This is a genomic window from Rhizobium leucaenae USDA 9039 (genome assembly GCF_000426285.1).
Classification (GTDB): Bacteria; Pseudomonadota; Alphaproteobacteria; order Rhizobiales; family Rhizobiaceae; genus Rhizobium; species Rhizobium leucaenae.
Genome location: NZ_AUFB01000001.1, coordinates 18,857 through 35,939 on the forward strand (window position 1 = coordinate 18,857; position 17,083 = coordinate 35,939).

Below are 17,083 nucleotides of genomic sequence, written 5' to 3' on the forward strand. Positions count from 1 at the left end.
GGACCGCGGAGGTTTTCCGCGATCCCGGCTCCGTTAGAGATGAGGGCGTTGCCGCCCTGCGTCAGGCATCAGCTCTCCAGCCAGACTCGGGTCGCGACGTAGCCGTTCGACATGTCGTTGCCGATATCGTGAACATAGCCCTTCACCTGCTTGGTGGAGGCGTTCACGAAGTCGTTGAACATCGGCAGAATGACACCGCCCTCGTCGCGCACCATCATCGCCATGGTGCGATACAGCTCCTTGCGCTTGGCTTCGTCGAGTTCGGCGCGAGCTTCGAGGAGAAGCTTGTCGAAGTCGGGACGCTTGAAGCGGGTATCGTTCCAATCGGCCGTCGAGAGATAGGCGGTGGAATACATCTGATCCTGCGTCGGCCGACCGCCCCAATAGGAGGTGGAGAAAGGCTGAACGTTCCAGACGTTGGTCCAGTAGCCGTCGCCCGGCTCGCGCTTGACCTCGATGTTGATGCCGGCTTTCTTGCAGCTTTCCTGATAGAGGACGGCGGCATCGACAGCGCCAGGGAAGGCCACTTCCGAGGTGCGCAGCAGCACAGAGCCGTCGTGACCGGACTTCTTGTAGTGGAAGGCGGCCTTGTCGGGATCGTAGGTGCGCTGCTCGATGCCTTCCGGGAAGAGGGCATAGGTGCTGTTAATCGGGAAGTCGTTGCCGACCTTGCCGTAGCCGCCGAGGATCTTCTTCACCATGGTTTCGCGGTCCATGGCGTATTTCAGCGCCAGGCGAAGATCGTTGTTGTCGAACGGCGCCTTATCGCAATGCATGATGAACACGTAGTGCCCGCGGCCGGCGGTCGACAGGATTTCGACATTGGGTGCACGCTTCAACAGATCCACCGTCTTCGGGTCGACGCGGTTGATATAGTGCACCTGGCCGGACGACAGCGCAGCGATACGCGCGGTCGCATCGTTCATGCCGATGATTTCGACGGTGTCGACGTAACCGCGATCGGTACGCCAATCGTCCTTGTTCTTCTCGAACGTCGCGCGCACGCCGGGCTCGAAGCTGACGAGCTTATAGGGGCCGGTACCGATCGAGGCGAGGGGATCGTCATTGCCGCCATTCGGCTGGATGACGAGATGGTAATCGGAGAGCAGCAACGGCATGTCGGCGTTGCCTTCGGTCAGCGTCAGGACGAGGTTATCGCCGTCGGCCTTGATGTCCTTGATCGATTTCATGACGCCGAGCGCGCCGGATTCCGACTTGCTATCCGTGTGCCGCTTGAGCGTGGCAACGACATCTTCGATGGTCAGGTCCTTGCCGTTGTGGAACTTGACGCCCTTGCGAATCTTGAAGGTCCAAGTAACGGCGTCTTTCGAGGGTTCCCAGGATTCGGCGAGTGCCGGTACCGCAGCACCGGTCAGCGGATGGGATTCGACCAGCATGTCGCCCCAGCAACGGCCGACGCAGAACATGAACTGGGACAGGAATTTTGCCGGATCCTTGGAGTCAGTGGCGGCACCGCCTTCAAGTCCGAGTTTCAGATGCCCACCGCGTTTCGGTTCCGCTGCCATCGCGCTTTCGGTAAAAAGCTGGTCGGCAAGTGCCAATGTCATGCCGGCCGCCATGGCGCGTCCCATGAATTCGCGACGGCTGAGGCCGCCCGAGGTCACACGGCTTGCCAAATGCTTCGTGTAATCTTTCATTCCCCTGTTCCTTCTTCTTGGTGCGTTGACAGAACTTTCGGGCAGGGCTTCAGAGGCGGTTTCCTCTCCGCCGGAAGCTTGCCCGCAATCATGCGGGAAAATAATGCGGTTGTCGCCGCTTTCTCACTTTCCTTTCCAGATTGGGCTTCGCTTCTCCGCAAATGCCCTTGCGCCTTCCAATTGATCCTCGCTCGAATAGAGGGCGTCGACGGTGGCAAACTGCCGTTTTGTGATCTTGTTCATGGCAGTCTGAAACGTCGTTCCCTCCGCCTCGCGGACAATTTCCTTGATGGCTGCGTAGACGAGCGGCGGGCCGCTTTCGAGAAGCCGGGCAAGTTCCCATGCCCGGTCCATCAATCGGTCGGCAGCGACGATCTCGTTGACGAAGCCCCAACGGTGCGCTTCTGCAACGTCGAGCCAACGGCCCGTCAGGAGCATGTCCATGGCGATATGATAAGGAATGCGCTTCGGCAACTTGATCGACGCTGCGTTAGCGACGGTCCCCGAGCGGATCTCCGGAAGGGCGAAGGTCGCGTGTTCGGCGGCGATGATCAGATCGGTGGAAAGGGCAATCTCCAGGCCGCCGCCGCAACAGATGCCGTTGACGGCACAAATTACCGGCTTGTTGAGATCGCGGAGCTCCTGCAGGCCGCCGAAACCGCCAACGCCATAATCGCCATCGACCGCATCGCCGGCGGCGGCCGCCTTCAAATCCCAGCCGGCCGTAAAGAACTTCTCGCCAGCTCCTGAAACGATCGCGACGCGCAGATCGGGATCGTCACGGAAATCGCGGAAGATCAGGCCCATCTCGCGGCTTGTCGCAAGGTCGATGGCGTTTGCCTTCGGCCGGTCGATGATGACCTCCAAAATACCGTTATCACGCCTGGTGCGAATGGGGCTTTGCAACTTCCCTTATCTCCTTAGCCGGATGAGGGCGTCTGCGGCAACGACGCCACGATTTTCAGGCAGAACCATCAATGGATTAATGTCCAGTTCCTCAAGCCACGCAGCATTTTTTACGACATATTCTGCCGCTGATAGGATGGCGTCGACAACTGTATCGAGGCTGCTCTTCGCTCCGCCCCGATAGCCTTCGATCAATTTCCTGACCCTCAGCCGCGAGATGGCCTCCATCACCTCTTTCTTTGTTGCGGGAAGAGGTAAAATGACAGAATCTTCAAGCAATTCCACCAGAATTCCACCCGCGCCGATCGTCAATGTCAATCCGACGACGGGATCGCGAACGGCGCCGACGATCAGCTCCGCGACCGGGCGCTCGATCATGCGTTCGACCAAATATCCGGAGGCGACGGAAGCCATCCGCTCTGCCGCGTTTCGCACCGCCTCTACATCCCAAAGGTTGAGTACGACGGCTCCGACTTCGGACTTGTGTTCGACGCCCAAAGCCTTCAGCGCGACGGGAAAGCCGATGCGTTGCGCCTGCTCGGCGACGTCGGTCGGACTAGATGCCGTTGCCCCCAATGGAACGGTGAGACCGGCTGCGGACAACTCCACCTTGGCCACCGCCTCGCTCAGGGTTTCAATTTCGCCTGCACCGGAAGTGATATCCAGCAGCGGGAGTGGCGGCGGGGCGTGCCAGGCCGCACCGATGCGGCTTGCGACTTCCGCCGCGGCGATGGTTTCGCTGATGCCGCAGAGCGGCACTATGCCGTCCGAGATGAGCTGCATGGCAATTGTCTCCGGCATGTTTTCCGGCAGTGTCGCCAGAATGCCCGCACAGGCGCCGGTCAGCTTTGCCGCGGCTGTGACGGCGGCAATCGTTGTCATCCAGTCGGCGGAATCGCAACGATCGTCGCGTGGAAAGTCGAGAACGATCAGATTGAGCACATAGTCGCCTTCGAACATGGCGGTGAAGGCTTCCGTTTGGCGGGAAAGATCGCCCCAAACGAAGGTGTGATAGTCGAGAGGATTCGAGAGCGTAACCATTTCGCCGAGGCTACGCCGCAAGGCAGGCAATTGCTCCGGTTTCAGGGCACGGAAATCCACGGCGCGGCCCGTCGCAGCATCGGCCATCAGCGAGGCCTCGCCGCCGGAACAGCTCATCGACGAGATCGCATTGCATTCAAGCGGGCCGGTCACATGCAGCAGTTTCAGCGTTTCGATAAGTTCCGGCAGCGTTGCAACCCGGCCGATACCGAGACGGGCGAGAACCGCATCGGCAACGGCATCGCTGCCGGCAAGGGATGCCGTATGCGAAATGGCTGCGCGCTGCGCCTGTTCCGATTTTCCGACTTTCAGGGCGACGACCGGTTTTCTCAGTTCCCTTGCACGCATCGCAAGTTTTTGCAGTGTCTGGACGTTGCCGAATCCCTCGATATGCAGGCCGATCGCGGTCACACGGGGGTCTTCCAGGACGGCAAGGGCGAGATCGGACAGTCCGATCTGTGCCTGATTGCCTGCCGTCATCAGATAGCTGATAGGCAGGCCGCGCCTTTGCATGGAAAGATTGATGGCGATGTTGGAGGATTGGGTGAGAATGGCAACGCCACGTTCGACGCGCACCATTCCGTGCTGGTCGGGCCAGAGCAGGGCGCCGTCCAGGCCGTTGATCACGCCGTAACAATTTGGCCCGATGATCGGCATGTCGCCGGCAGCACCGACCAAGGCCTCCTGCCGTGCGCCGCCATCGGCCAGTTCGGCAACCGCTTCGCTGAAGCCGGACGCGTAGCAGACAGCACCACCGGCGCCTCTGGCCGAGAGCGCTCGGACGATATCGATGGTCAGCATGCGGTTGACGCCGACGAAGGCGGCATCCGGTGCAGCGGGCAGGTCTTCCACCGCTCGATAGCAGCGGCGCCCGAGCACGGCATCGAGCGTCGGATGCACCGGCCAGATATCTCCGGTAAAACCCATGCGATCGCATTGTTCGATGACCCGGCGCGCTTCGCGGCCGCCGAAGACGGCGATCGTTTGCGGTCTGATCAGGCGATCGAGCGGGCGTTGCGTCATCCGATCACGCTCCGAATGGCCGCAGCAGATCGCGGCTGATGATGTGCCGCTGGATCTCCGAGGTTCCGTCCCAGATGCGTTCGACGCGGGCATCGCGCCAGAAACGGGCAAGGGGGAGGTCGTCCATCAATCCCATGCCGCCAAAAATCTGGATCGCTTCGTCCGTGACGCGGGCAAGCATTTCCGAAGCGTAGAGCTTGGCCGATGCGATTTCGCGATTGGCGGGAAGACCGGCATCGAGCCGCCAGGCTGCGGATAGGGTCAGCAGATCGGCGGCGTCGATCTCGGTGATCATGTCGGCGAGCTTGAACGATACGCCCTGATTGGCGCCGATCGGCCGGCCGAACTGCTTGCGCTCCGCCGCATAGGGCAGCGCCAGATCGAAGACACGGCGAGCCCGCCCGACACAGGTTGCTGCGACCGTCAGACGCGTGCCGTAGAGCCATTCATTGGCAATATCGAAGCCGTGATGCACCTCCCCGAGCACCTGTGACTTGGGCAGGCGGCAGTCCGTGAAGCTCAATATGACGTTGTGATAGCCGCGATGGGAGACCGAGTCATAGCCTTTGAGGATTTCGAACCCCGGCGTGCCGCGATCGACCAGAAAAGCCGTGATCTTCTTCTTCACGCCCTTCGCCGTTTCCTCCTCGCCGGTGGCGGCAAAGACGATGACGAAATCGGCAATATCGGCATGGGAGATGAAATGCTTGGTGCCGTTGAGAATGAAATCGTCGCCGTCCTGCCGGGCTGCGCATTTCATGCCGCGCATATCGGAGCCGGCGTCGGGTTCGGTGATGGCGAGCGCATCGATCTTCTCGCCGCGTACGGCGGGCAGAAGATACCGCTCGCGTTGCTCGTCTTCGCAGGCCATCAGAATGCCGGACGGACGACCGAAAAAGACGGTGAGCCCCATCGAGCCGCGACCGAGTTCACGCTCGACAAGGGTGAAGGTCGCGTGATCGAGGCCGGCACCGCCGATCTCCTCGGGGAAATTGCAGGCATAGAAGCCGAGGTCGATGCATTTGCGCCGGATCTCATCTCCAAGCTCCCGCGGCACGAGGCCGGTGCGCTCGACCTCGTTCTCATACGGATAGATCTCCGTCTCCACAAAGTCCCTGACCGTCTTGACGATCATCTCCTGTTCTTCGCTGAGCCCGAAATTCATGACCGCTTCCTCCTAGCGTTTTTGTCCGACATGGCGTCCAACGCCTTCAGGCACAGGCAGTTTTGTATGGGCCTCGGCAATCGGCCTTATCTTGCTCAGCACCTCCTCCGGTGCGGGAGCAGCTTTTCCGGCCTTGGCATCGACATGCAGCAGCATCTGTTCGGCGGTGGCGATCGCTTCGTCGTTTGCCGTATCGTAGATCGTATGGAAGACATGGAGCCGCTTTTCGTCAGACCCGAGGATCTGCGCGGTCGAATGAATGGCTTGTCCGAGCTTGGCTTCGCCGAGATGGCGAATATGCGTCTCCACCGTATAGTAGCTATGGCCGCGCTCGACATAGGCGAGATCGACGCCGATCACGCGCAGCAGCGCGTCCGACGTGTCGCCGAACACCTGCAGATACCGGTGCTCGGTCATATGGCCGTTATAGTCCACCCATGCCGGGCTGACTTTCGTGTCGATCAGCCGTAGCGGCTGCGCGACATCCAGCTTTTCGCCACCATCGGTGGCGGCCCAGAGGCCCTGCTCGAAATCCTTAAGCAGCTTGCCGGCACCCCAGCCCTCGCCGCCATGGCTTCTCTTCAGCGTCTGCAGGATGCCGACGAGATTTTCATCGCGAATGCGCTCCAGCTCACGGATCGACAGACCAGCCGCCTGCTCATCCGACTGCTGGCCGATCTTTTCGACAAGCGCATCGTCGAGATCGACGACATCCATCAGCTTCGTCCAGTTCCATTTGAGGGCAGGGCCGAACTGCGCCAGGAAATGCCGCATGCCCGCTTCGCCGCCGGCAATGCGGTACGTCTGGAACAGGCCCATCTGCGCCCAGCGGAGGCCAAAGGAATAGCGAATGACGTCATCCAGCGTTTCGACGGTGCAGATGTCGTCCTTGATCAGCCAGAGCGCCTCGCGCCACAGGGCTTCCAGCAGACGATCGCCGACGAAGGCTTCGATCTCCTTAGCGATGTGTACGCCCTTCATGCCGATCGGCGGCAGCCGTTCCATGGCGGCCTTGATCGTTTCCATCGAGGTCTTTTCACCGCCGACGATTTCAACGAGCGGCAGCAGATAGACTGGGTTATACGGATGGGCGACGAAGAGGCGTTCCGGATGGCGCATGTCGCGTTGCAGATCAGTCGGCAGCAACCCGGAAGTGGATGAGCCGATCAGGGCATCTGGCTTCGCTACGGCATCGATCTGCGTCAGGACTTTACGCTTGAGGTCGAGCCGCTCAGGCACGCTTTCCTGGATCCAGTCGGCATCGCCGACGGCCGCTTCCAGCGTGTCCCTGAATGTGAGCTTGCCGCGCGGCGGAAGCGGCGCGCCGGTCAGCATTGCGTATGCCTTTTGGGCATTCGCCAGAACCTCGCCGACGATGCGGGTTGCTTCCGGATGCGGGTCGAAGACATCGACGTCGATGCCGGCCAGCAGGAAGCGTGCGATCCATCCGCCGCCGATGACGCCGCCACCGATGCAGGCTGCCTTGTTGATCCTGGTCATCGGAGCCTCAGCGCTTCGTCAGTTTCAGTTTCTTGCGGACATCCTCGGGGCCGATAATGCGCGCGCCCATGCCTTCGACAACCTGCACCGCTTTTTCGACGAGCTGGGCGTTGGTGGCGAGCAAACCCTTTCCGGCATAGAGGTTGTCTTCCAGGCCGACGCGGACATTGCCGCCGGCAAGCACGGCCGCAGCCGGATAGGCCATGGCATTGCGGCCGATGGAAAAGGCCGAGAAGGTCCAGCTCGAGGGAACGTTATTGACCATCGCCATGAACGTGTTGAGGTCATCGGGCGCGCCCCAGGGGATGCCCATGCAAAGCTGGATGAGGATCGGGTCCTCAATCAGACCCTCCTCGGCAAGCTGCTTGGCAAACCAGAGATGACCGGTATCGAAGGCTTCGATCTCGGGGCGGACACCGAGATCCGTCATCTTCTTCGCCATCGCCCGAAGCATGGAGGGCGTGTTGGTCATCACATAGTCGCCGAGACTGAAGTTCATCGTGCCGCAATCGAGCGTGCAGATTTCCGGCAGGCATTCGGCGACATGGCTGACGCGCTCGGTGGCGCCGGCCATGTCGATGCCCCGGATGTTCAGGGGCAGGGGGCTTTCGACATCGCCGAAAATCAGGTCGCCGCCCATGCCGGCGGTCAGGTTTAGCACCACATCGACATCGGCCGAACGGATCCGATCCGTGACCTCCTTGTAGAGATCGTTGCGGCGGCTGGCAGCGCCAGTTTCCGGATCGCGGACATGGCAGTGGACCACTGCCGCCCCAGCCTTGGCGGCGTCGATCGCGGATTCCGCGATCTGCTTGGGAGTGATCGGAACATGGCTGGATTTCGAGACCGTATCGCCGGAGCCGGTGACGGCGCAGGTGATGAAAACATCGCGGTTCATCGCAAGAGGCATTTTTGTTCTCCCTCGTATTGAGGACATTACGAGGCAAGCGGCGTCTTCATGCTTTGCATTATCGGAAACAAACAATACATTATCGGAAATACCGGAGAATGCCTGTGCTCACCTCATCCAACACGCCGCTCGATATCGATCTGCTGGTACTTCCGGAAACGAACCTGATTCTGATCGCTTCGGTGATAGAACCTTTGCGCGGGGCCAACCGCATTTCCGGAGCGGAGATCTATCGCTGGCGCTTGTTTACGCCTGACGGTTCGCCCGTCGAAACGACGAGCCACATCCCGGTTCCCGCGTCCGGCGCCTTCAAGCCGACCGACTCCGCTCCGCTCTTCGTGCTCGCGAGCTACAATTGGCGGCGCAGCGCGACGCAGGTGCTGAAAATGCAGATATCGCAGGCGGCGCGCTATCGCTCGATGGTCGCGGGCATTGAATCCGGCAGTTGGCTGCTGGCGGAAGCAAGCCTCCTCGACAATGTATCGGCGGCTGTCCATTGGGAGGATTTCGACGATTTCGCGCTAGCCTATCCGCAGGTGCGTGCCGTCAAGGACCGTTTCGTGATCGACGGCAAGCGCATTACCACCGCCGGCTCATTGCCGACCGTCGACCTGATGCTGGAGATCATTCGGCGCCGGCAGGGCTATTCGCTCGCACTCGAAGTCAGCCGGCTTTTCATCTACGAGCCGGCCAACACGCAGAGCGCGGTAGAACTTTCACCGTCGACCGCCGGCCTGCGCATGCGGGATCCGCGCGTCGCACAAGCGGTGCGGCTGATGGAAGAAAACATCGAGCAACCGCTGATCCTGACGCGCCTTGCGCGACGCATCGGCCTTAGTGCCCGCCATCTCCAGGCCCTTTTCCAGGAAAGCATCGGCGCTCCTCCGCATGTGCATTACTTGGCTCTTCGGCTCAATGCGGCGCGGCGCAAGGTGATCGAGACGAAGGAGTCCTTCGCGGAAATCGCCGCGGCCACGGGTTTCAACTCCGCCTCGGCATTTTCCCGCAGCTATCGCGCCAGCTTTTCGGAAAGTCCCTCGGGCACTCGGCGGCGCTTGCGCGGGCGCTCTATGGCTGCAGCAGAGCCGACATAGGCTGAAAGGCTTCGCGCACCATTTCCGCGAGCTCCTGGATCGCCTCGCTGGAATGATAGGGATTGCGGCGAAGGACGACGCGCGAGGAATCGACCGGCGGAAAGCCGTCATCGCTCATCAGTTCCCGGCAACCATGCGGGATGTTGCTGCGGGACAATGTGGTGACGGCGAGGCCGGCGGAGACGGCGTTTTTCAGGCCGGAGCTGGTATCGGCAACAAAAGCGATGCGATAGGGTCGCGCCTGCTGCTCCAGGGAACGCAGGGCAAAATCCCGCGCCCAAGTCGAGTTCCGGTATGTCGCAACGGGCAGCGGTGTCGCATCATGCAGCCGGTGCACCAACGACGTCACCCAGACGGTCGGATCAATGCAGAGCACCTCTCCCGTGGTCTGCTTGCTCCAGTCGAAGACCACGGCGAGATCGAGTTCGTCCTTCTCCAGGGCGGCAAGATTTCGGGCGGTGTAGTCGCAGGAAACGGTCACTTCGACAGCAGGATGCCGGACGGCGAAGGCGGCAAGCGCCGCCGGCAGGACGGTCTGGCTGTACTCCTCCGGAATTCCGATGCGGACAGGTCCGTTCAGCGGCTTGGTTCGGATGGTCGCGGCTGCCTCGTTCAACAGGTCGACGATCCGCCGAGCATAGGGAAGCAACTGATTTCCGGATCGGGTCAACACGACCCCGCGTGCGCTTCTTTCGAACAGCGCCTCGCCGACAATTTCCTCCAGGCGTTTGATCTGGGCACTGACGGCCGATTGCGTGCGGCCGATGCGTTGCGCCGCAACGGAAAAATTCAACGTCTCGCTAATGACGAGAAACGTTCGGAGCAGATCGCTTTCGATGGGTTCGCGCATGGGCACGCCACAAAAATTTCCGATGGCACATATCTCTACTATTCGTTTGTCTGATGTCAAATATCGGCGCACACAGGGGCAGGCCGTTCAGGTGCTTCGCTCCCGAGATACCGCACATGACCATTCAGACCCCCTCCCGATCCTTCTCCGCCAATGAGCACGAAAAGGGCGTCGCTCTCGTCGTTGCGGCAACGCTCGCCTGGAGCGCCAGCGGCGTCTATACGCGGCTGCTGACGACGGACATCTGGACGGCGATCGCATGGCGCTCTCTGTTCGGCGGATTGTTCCTGCTGATCCCGAGCCTCTTTCTCGAAGGCGGCTTCTCGCGTCGCCAGTGGAGCTCGATCTTTCATCCGTCAGGGCTTGCGATGATCGCCTGCCAGACCTTCAGCCAGGCCTGCTTCATCGGTGCGCTCTATATGACCACGGTTGCGAACGTGACCATGATCTACGCTACGGCGCCTTTCATCGCCGCTTTGCTCGGCTGGGCGATCCTGAAGGAGCGCGTGCCCAGGCGCACCCTTGTTGCCGGCAGCGTCTGCCTAGTCGGCGTGGCGATCATCGTTGCCGCCTCGATCGGCGGCGGCACCGGCCTCGGTGATCTCCTGGCGCTCGGTATGACAGTATCTTTCGCCCTGATCATCGTCATTCCGCGTATCGATCGCAGCGCGCCGAGCCTGCCGCCGACCATCGTCAGCGCCTTCCTGACGCTCGTCATCTTCGCGCCGTTCGGCTCGGTCGGTTCACTCGATCTGCACAACTGGCTGGTGCTTGCCGCTTTCGGGGCAACCAATTTCTCCTTTGCGCTCGTCCTGTTCCTCGCCGGTGCGAAGCGCATGCCGCCCGCGGAAGCTGCTCTTATCGGGACAATGGAGATCGTGCTCACGCCTTTCTGGGTCTGGTTGTTCTTTTCCGAAAGGCCGCCGCTTGCGACGTTCTTCGGCGGCGCCATCATCCTTGCCACGGTCCTCTGGCACACGTTCATCGACCTAAAGCAAAGCCGGCGCAGCCATCCACCGGGGTAGAAATCCCAGGGGGCAGCGCGGTATGACGCAACCGACATCAGCGATAAATATTCGCCTGTGAGTTGCGCTTCGTTCAGCTACCGTTCATTTAGCGAAATGCAAATAAACCTTCGCCGCAACGCCTTGCGGCTGACCGAGGCTCGGCTACCGATACAGCTCACGAGGCAGGTGGTCGAGCCTCTCAAGTCCCCCAAGGAGCAGGGATAACCGGCATGCGGCTGCTTTTCGCTTTGACTGACTGGATCCTGAATCGGCGCCGAAAGTGGGTAGAGCAGGAGACCATTCAATATTCCGCCGATGACCCATGGATTCTCCGACAGATCGAAGAGTTCGAGCGAGAACTAAAGCCATAAAGCGACGCGAAGGTGAGGGGCCGACCTGTGGACTCGTCCGCTCCCGTTCGCGCCTATGCCGACCATAGCGCATAAAAGTGTTGCACCGGACCGTGGCCGGTTCCGACCGACAGCGTCTCGGCTGACGCAACAGCGCCTGCGAGATAATCTTTAGCGATGGCGACGGCTTCCGGCAGCGCCGAGCCCTTGGCGATCTCCGCTGCCAAAGCGCTGGATAGGGTGCAGCCGGTTCCATGCGTTTTCGTGGTGGGAACACGGGCAGCCTCAAACCAGGTCAAATCCTCCGGACTTGCCAGCACATCCGGGCTTTCATCGCCAGCAAGATGCCCGCCCTTGACCAGAACGGCGCGCGGGCCAAGCCGCATAAGCGCTTCCGCCTGCCGCGCCATCGTCTCGCGATTTTCGGCAACCGGCTCATGCAGAAGTGCGGCTGCCTCCGGCAGATTGGGCGTCAGGAGCGTGGCCAGCGGAAGAAGCCGCTCGGTCAAAATGTCGACGGCATCCGCGGCGAGTAGCGCAGTCCCTCCCTTGGCGATCATCACCGGATCGAGCACGACCGGAACGTCTCGATGGGGAGCAAGCGCATCGGCAACCGCTTCGGCGATTGCGGCGTTGGCAATCATACCGATCTTGACGGCATTGACGCGCACATCGGCAAATATGGCCTTGATCTGTTCGGCCACGAACTCCGCAGGAACAGAGTGGACGCCGGAAACGCCTTGCGTGTTCTGGGCCGTCAACGCGGTCAGCGCCGCCATGCCGTAGACGCCACGGGCCGAAAATGCCTTCAGGTCGGCCTGAATGCCGGCGCCGCCGGAAGGATCGGAGCCGGCGATGGAGAGGACGTTTCGGATCATGGGCGTCCCTTTCTGATCCAGCCGATGGACAGCGAGTCGGAGATCGCGGCGAAGTTGGTGATGCATGGAACCAGCGGAGGGTTTGTCCGAACGGCCATTAGCAGCGGATCGAGAGTGGTGTTGTTTTGCATATCGCGCCTTCCGAGGGGGGGAGACGCGGAGGATGACGGTAAGAGCCCGCCGAGACCCCGAGCGACTTCCTCCGCCAGCATTATCCGGTTCAGGTTCAAAGGGTACTTCTCAGCCCATCATGCGACGGGCGCCCCTGTCTCTCATCGCCATCTTTCTCGCAGAGAACGGCCACCCTGTCATCAGCAAATCGTTCTAGTGGTGGTGCCCCATATCTGGCCCGTGTTCCGGCTTCCTGATAAACAGCGCAGCTACGATCGCTCCCAGTGAGATGACCATCCCGCAGAGAAATGCCGCCTTGATGCCGCCGGTCGTTGCGGCTAGCGCGTTGGCGCCGCCGGCGGAGAGGCTGGTGGCCCGCAAGGTCATGATCGCGACGAACAGGGCGGTGCCGGCTGCGCCGGCGACCTGTTGGGTCGTGCCGAGCATGGCGCTGCCGTGCGAATAGAGGTTTGGCGGCAGCGATCCCAGGCTGACGGTGAACAGCGGCGTAAACATCAGCGCGAGACCGATGCTCAGCACCATATGGGCGATCAACAGCATCCAGAACGGCGTATCCTGCTGTATGAAGACCAGCCCGCCCATCACCGTGCTGAGGATGATCGCTCCCGGAATGATCAGCGGCGCCGGACCGTATTTGTCGAAGAGACGCCCGACCGTCGGCGCGCAAAGGCCCATGATCAGCCCGCCGGGCAGTAGCAACAGCCCGGTTTGCAGGGTCGACAATCCCAGCACATTTTGCAGATAGATAGGCAACAGAATGAAGACGCCGAACATCGACATCATCAATATGGCCATCATGGCCGCGGCAATCGTGAATGTCTTTGTGGTCAAGGTGCGCAGATCGAGCAGCGCTCTCTCCTGTTTTTGCAATTGCAACTGCCGCACTATGAAAACCGCGATGACGAGGGCGCCGGTCAGGAGTGGAATCCATGGCGATACCGCCGGCGGATGGAGTGCCGCTTCGCCCAATCCGCTAAGGCCATAGACAAAACCGCCGAAGCCGATGGCGGAGAGAAAGATCGAAAGAATATCGATCGGCGCAGTGGTCGGAACCGTCACATTCTTGATCCGCAAGGCGCCAAGCGCCAATGCGGAGAGGGCGATCGGTAGCACCAGAAGGAACAGCCAGCGCCATTCGAGTGTGGAAAGAATGAGGCCGGAAATGGTTGGTCCGATGGCCGGCGCTACCGAAATGACGACCGAGATATTGCCCATGGTCCTGCCGCGGGATTCCGTTGGCACCAAGGTCATTACCGTCGTCATCAGCAGCGGCATCATGATTGCCGTACCCGAAGCCTGCACGATGCGGCCGATGACAATGACGGCAAACCCCGGCGCCAGCGCCGATATCAGCGTGCCGGCGCTGAATAGCGACATGGCAAGAATGAAGACCGGCCGCGTGTTGAGGCGTTGCAGCAGATATCCGGTGACAGGGATGACGACGGCCATGGTCAGCATGAAGGCAGTGGTCAGCCACTGGGCAGCACTTGCGGTGATATCGAGATCAGCCATCAGATGGGGTAGCGCGACACCCATGATGGTTTCGTTGAGAATGACGACGAACGCCGACACCAGCAGCAGCGCTATAACGAGTTTGTTGCGGGCACTATGGTCTTCCACGGCGGGTACATCCTGTTCCGCATCGGCAATAGTCTGGCTATCGGTCATCATGCTGCTGCCTTGGATTGAATTGACACGGAGCAATAGACATTGCCCGAGACGATAAGTCGTTTGATTTTTCTCGTATGACGAACGGCTGCGTGAAAATGCGACACGCCCAGCGAATTATTTTCGCGCCGATGGCCGGAGAACAATCTGCACAGTTGCAATTCCCGGCTCGCTCACGGCCAAGAATGGCAATGCGTTGGCGAAGGTCAACCCCAAAAGATGTTTCGAAGGGCAGGCTGCGAAAAAGACCTTTAGCAACTCGGAGCGGCTGGAACTCTTCGATCATCCCGGCCGCTGCTCGACGGCTAGGGACGAAGAAGGCAAGGAAGTTAAGATTCCGCTGAGCGACCCATGCACTTCTTGCATGGGTGCAGTGTAGCCTTGGCGCTGCAATATCAGAAGGTCCGATATTATATAGCAGTCATCGAAGCGAAGGGAGCGCCACGGACGGCAGCTCAGCTTCGAATGCCCAAAGAAAGGGGACCATCATGAACATCGCACGCTCTTTCAACAACTGGCGCAAGTATCGTCAAACGGTCGCCGAACTGGGCCGTATGTCCACGCGCGAACTGAATGACCTCGGCATTGGCCGCGGCGACATTCACAACATTGCCCGTGGGGCGGTCGTTCGCTAACGGCTCACAACGCATCCATACTTCGACATTTTGTCAGCGCCTGCTTCCTCCCGAGCGGGCGCTTTTGTTTGTGCGTTCCGCCGGCCTCTTCCTGCATTCCAATTAAGACGGATCTCGCGATAGCTTCCTGCTTTTCGCATAACGCATGCCTGCTCTGCAAAGAAATGCCTATGAACTGAGCAAATCTCCGATATGATGTACCTATCGAAGCGATGCACCTCCTCCCGCATCCCTTCGTAGTGCAGACGACCTACTCCTCCTCCCAAGGTCGTCTGCGGGAACGGTGGCACTCCTCCTCCCAGCTACCGTTCGGTTCTTGACGAAAGCCTGCCGCATCTCCTCCCGCGGCAGGCTTTTTCGTTTGGAGATTAGGCAGGGCCAGAAGAGCCGGGCTGGCCGATTCTCGCTATTGGCAGATGTCAGCGCCCTCCCGCGGGTCGAGAGCCAGTACTGCGCTCGCCAAACCACCCTTTCGCGCGTACGAACTCGGCACTGCGGGCACCGTTCATCGGCAAGTCAGCTTCGCTCCATCTTGTTTGTCCTAATGTTCCCTGCCCGAAACCATCTGCGGGTTAAGTGGAGATCGCGGCACTCAAAGTGCTCGATTTCAGGACTGTGAGAGGAATGTTTTTGCATGCTGAAGACTTTTGGCGACTACGCCCCCGGCCTTGCCCCGAGCGGCAAAATGGCTGAGTTTGCAGGCGGGCCGTCGAAGCCGTCCGACAAGGGCGAGGATGCACTTCTCAACTGCCTGGTCTCCGGCGGAGACGAGAGATTGGAATGCGAGCCGGGAAGCGGCCTCAACATGTATGGGCACGGACCATCGCCCCGGCCACAGGACTTGGCCTTCGGCTCCTCGACCGCATCGACCATTTCCGCACAGGCTTTCGCAGCAGTCGGCGCATATCATGCGGAGCTTTTGCAGGAAATGGAGACAGGGCCCGCGGCCGAGATCTACGCGCGGGAGATCGCCCAGATACGCACGAAACTCCTCAGTCTGCTCGGCCTCGATCAAAGCTCAGGACCTTCGCGGGTAGATGCCATCATGGCGACCTCCGGCACCGATATCCATCTTTTCGCTGCCGCATTGCTGGGGCGCCAGGATGATCGGACCTTGATGACCATCACGTTGATGGGCAATGAGACAGGCAGCGGCGTGATGACCGCCGCATCCGGGCGCCACTTCATGAGCCGCGTCGGTGGCAACTGCCCCGTTGCCAAAGGCGAGGAACTGAGCCCCGGACACGCGACGCGAAATACGACGGTCGCGGTGCGCAATGCGGACGGCACGTTGCGGAGCGAAGACGAGATAGAATTGGAATTGAAAGGGCTCATCGAGCTTGCCCGCGCGGCTGAGTTCAGATGCCTTCTGATCGTCACGGACGTTTCCAAGACCAGCCTGCTGGCACCGGGCCTCGAAACGGTGTTTCGTCTGAAAGAGCGCTTCGGCGCCATGCTCGACATTATGATCGATGCCTGCCAGTTTCGCGTCTCCGGAGCAACGATCCGTGCTTATTTGGCCCATGATTTCCTGGTGGCCGTCACCGGCTCCAAATTCCTGGCCGGTCCGATTTTCAGTGGCGCGCTGCTGTGTCCGCCTGGAATGTCGGATCGTCTGAAGCGGCGGCCTTTGCCCTCGGCACTTGCCGATTATTGCGCGAAAGCGGATTGGCCGGAGGGCTGGATGGCCCAAGACGTGTTGCCGGATCACGCCAATTTCGGCCTCCTGCTGCGATGGAAGGCGGCGTTGTTCGAACTCGAGCGCTTCGTCGGCGTGCGTGAGGAAAAGGTGATCGCCGTGCTCTCCGCTTTCGCCGAGGTGGTCGGAGAGCGGCTGCAGCAGGACAGCGCCTTCGAACTGCTCGACAGTCGCCCGATAGACCGAAGCCGTTTGTGGAATAGATCGGACACTGCACGCTGGGATGAAATCCCGTCGATCTTTTCATTCTATCTGCGTAATCCTTATCGAGGCGGCATCCTAACAGCGGCGGAGACTGCCGTGGTCTACAAGAACTTGGCCGTCGAGCAGAGCGACCTGGTACCGGTGCGTCTCGGTCAGCCGGTACGCTGCGCCGATTTCGGCGATATGCCCGCAAGTGCGTTGAGGATATGCCTGAGCGCACCGTTGATCGTTGAGGCTTGTGAAGGTGCCGATGCGCTCGATGGCATGATCTCGCAGGCCATGACAGTTTTGGACCGAACCGCTGACATGGCTGCGCAGTTGACATCGCAGCCGAGTATCATCCGCGCGTCGGGCGTCTGAAGT

13 protein-coding genes and 1 riboswitch are annotated in these 17,083 nt (G+C 60.5%); of the genes, 4 read left to right on the forward strand and 9 right to left on the reverse strand.

The genetic code is table 11. The features are described from left to right. Window positions 1-68: 68 nt before the first annotated feature. The 6 genes from K290_RS0100085 to bcoG all read right to left on the reverse strand — a co-directional run bounded on the left by K290_RS0100085 (window position 69) and on the right by bcoG (window position 8,203). Window positions 69-1,658 carry an ABC transporter substrate-binding protein gene (locus K290_RS0100085; protein ID WP_028749982.1) on the reverse strand — a complete coding sequence of 530 codons (1,590 nt, stop codon included), beginning with the start codon at window positions 1,656-1,658 and terminating at the stop codon, window positions 69-71. Between the two features lie 123 nt (window positions 1,659-1,781). Beyond that, on the reverse strand, window positions 1,782-2,564 hold the full coding sequence (locus K290_RS0100090; protein WP_028749983.1) for a carnitinyl-CoA dehydratase: 783 nt from the start codon (window positions 2,562-2,564) through the stop codon (window positions 1,782-1,784). A gap of 6 nt (window positions 2,565-2,570) precedes the next feature. Next, window positions 2,571-4,628, reverse strand: a complete 2,058-nt coding sequence (locus tag K290_RS0100095; RefSeq protein WP_028749984.1) for an acetate--CoA ligase family protein — start codon at window positions 4,626-4,628, stop codon at window positions 2,571-2,573. Window positions 4,629-4,632: 4 nt separating this feature from the next. Further along, window positions 4,633-5,793, reverse strand: coding sequence for an acyl-CoA dehydrogenase family protein (locus tag K290_RS0100100; protein ID WP_028749985.1), 1,161 nt, complete (start codon window positions 5,791-5,793; stop codon window positions 4,633-4,635). Window positions 5,794-5,805: 12 nt separating this feature from the next. Continuing rightward, window positions 5,806-7,293, reverse strand: a complete 1,488-nt coding sequence (locus tag K290_RS0100105) for a carnitine 3-dehydrogenase (RefSeq protein WP_028749986.1) — start codon at window positions 7,291-7,293, stop codon at window positions 5,806-5,808. Between the two features lie 7 nt (window positions 7,294-7,300). Beyond that, entirely contained in the window at window positions 7,301-8,203 is a 903-nt protein-coding gene (gene bcoG, locus K290_RS0100110) for a 3-dehydrocarnitine:acetyl-CoA trimethylamine transferase BcoG (protein WP_028749987.1), read from the reverse strand. Window positions 8,204-8,301: 98 nt separating this feature from the next. Between bcoG and K290_RS0100115 the strand changes: the two genes are divergently transcribed. Continuing rightward, window positions 8,302-9,297: a GlxA family transcriptional regulator gene (locus tag K290_RS0100115; RefSeq protein ID WP_037134581.1), complete on the forward strand. Its 996-nt coding sequence runs from the start codon at window positions 8,302-8,304 to the stop codon at window positions 9,295-9,297. Here K290_RS0100115 and K290_RS0100120 read toward each other — a convergent pair. Continuing rightward, window positions 9,272-10,147, reverse strand: coding sequence for a LysR substrate-binding domain-containing protein (locus K290_RS0100120; protein ID WP_028749989.1), 876 nt, complete (start codon window positions 10,145-10,147; stop codon window positions 9,272-9,274). The genes K290_RS0100115 and K290_RS0100120 overlap by 26 nt on opposite strands. 116 nt (window positions 10,148-10,263) lie before the next feature. Between K290_RS0100120 and K290_RS0100125 the strand changes: the two genes are divergently transcribed. Beyond that, window positions 10,264-11,172 carry a DMT family transporter gene (locus tag K290_RS0100125; protein ID WP_028749990.1) on the forward strand — a complete coding sequence of 303 codons (909 nt, stop codon included), beginning with the start codon at window positions 10,264-10,266 and terminating at the stop codon, window positions 11,170-11,172. Window positions 11,173-11,578: 406 nt separating this feature from the next. Here K290_RS0100125 and thiD read toward each other — a convergent pair whose 3' ends face one another. Further along, on the reverse strand, window positions 11,579-12,382 hold the full coding sequence (thiD, locus tag K290_RS0100135; RefSeq protein ID WP_028749991.1) for a bifunctional hydroxymethylpyrimidine kinase/phosphomethylpyrimidine kinase: 804 nt from the start codon (window positions 12,380-12,382) through the stop codon (window positions 11,579-11,581). A gap of 180 nt (window positions 12,383-12,562) precedes the next feature. Further along, window positions 12,563-12,659, reverse strand: a riboswitch (TPP riboswitch). A gap of 47 nt (window positions 12,660-12,706) precedes the next feature. Beyond that, window positions 12,707-14,185: a DHA2 family efflux MFS transporter permease subunit gene (locus tag K290_RS0100140; protein WP_081670190.1), complete on the reverse strand. Its 1,479-nt coding sequence runs from the start codon at window positions 14,183-14,185 to the stop codon at window positions 12,707-12,709. Between the two features lie 485 nt (window positions 14,186-14,670). Here K290_RS0100140 and K290_RS36035 point away from each other — a divergent pair, with 485 nt between their 5' ends. Beyond that, a complete protein-coding gene (locus K290_RS36035; RefSeq protein WP_065091425.1) occupies window positions 14,671-14,817 on the forward strand; it encodes a DUF1127 domain-containing protein in 147 nt (48 codons plus the stop codon). 634 nt (window positions 14,818-15,451) lie between these two features. Then, complete coding sequence (locus K290_RS0100150; RefSeq protein WP_028749993.1) at window positions 15,452-17,080, forward strand: hypothetical protein; 1,629 nt, start codon at window positions 15,452-15,454, stop codon at window positions 17,078-17,080. The last annotated feature ends 3 nt before the right edge of the window (window positions 17,081-17,083 follow it).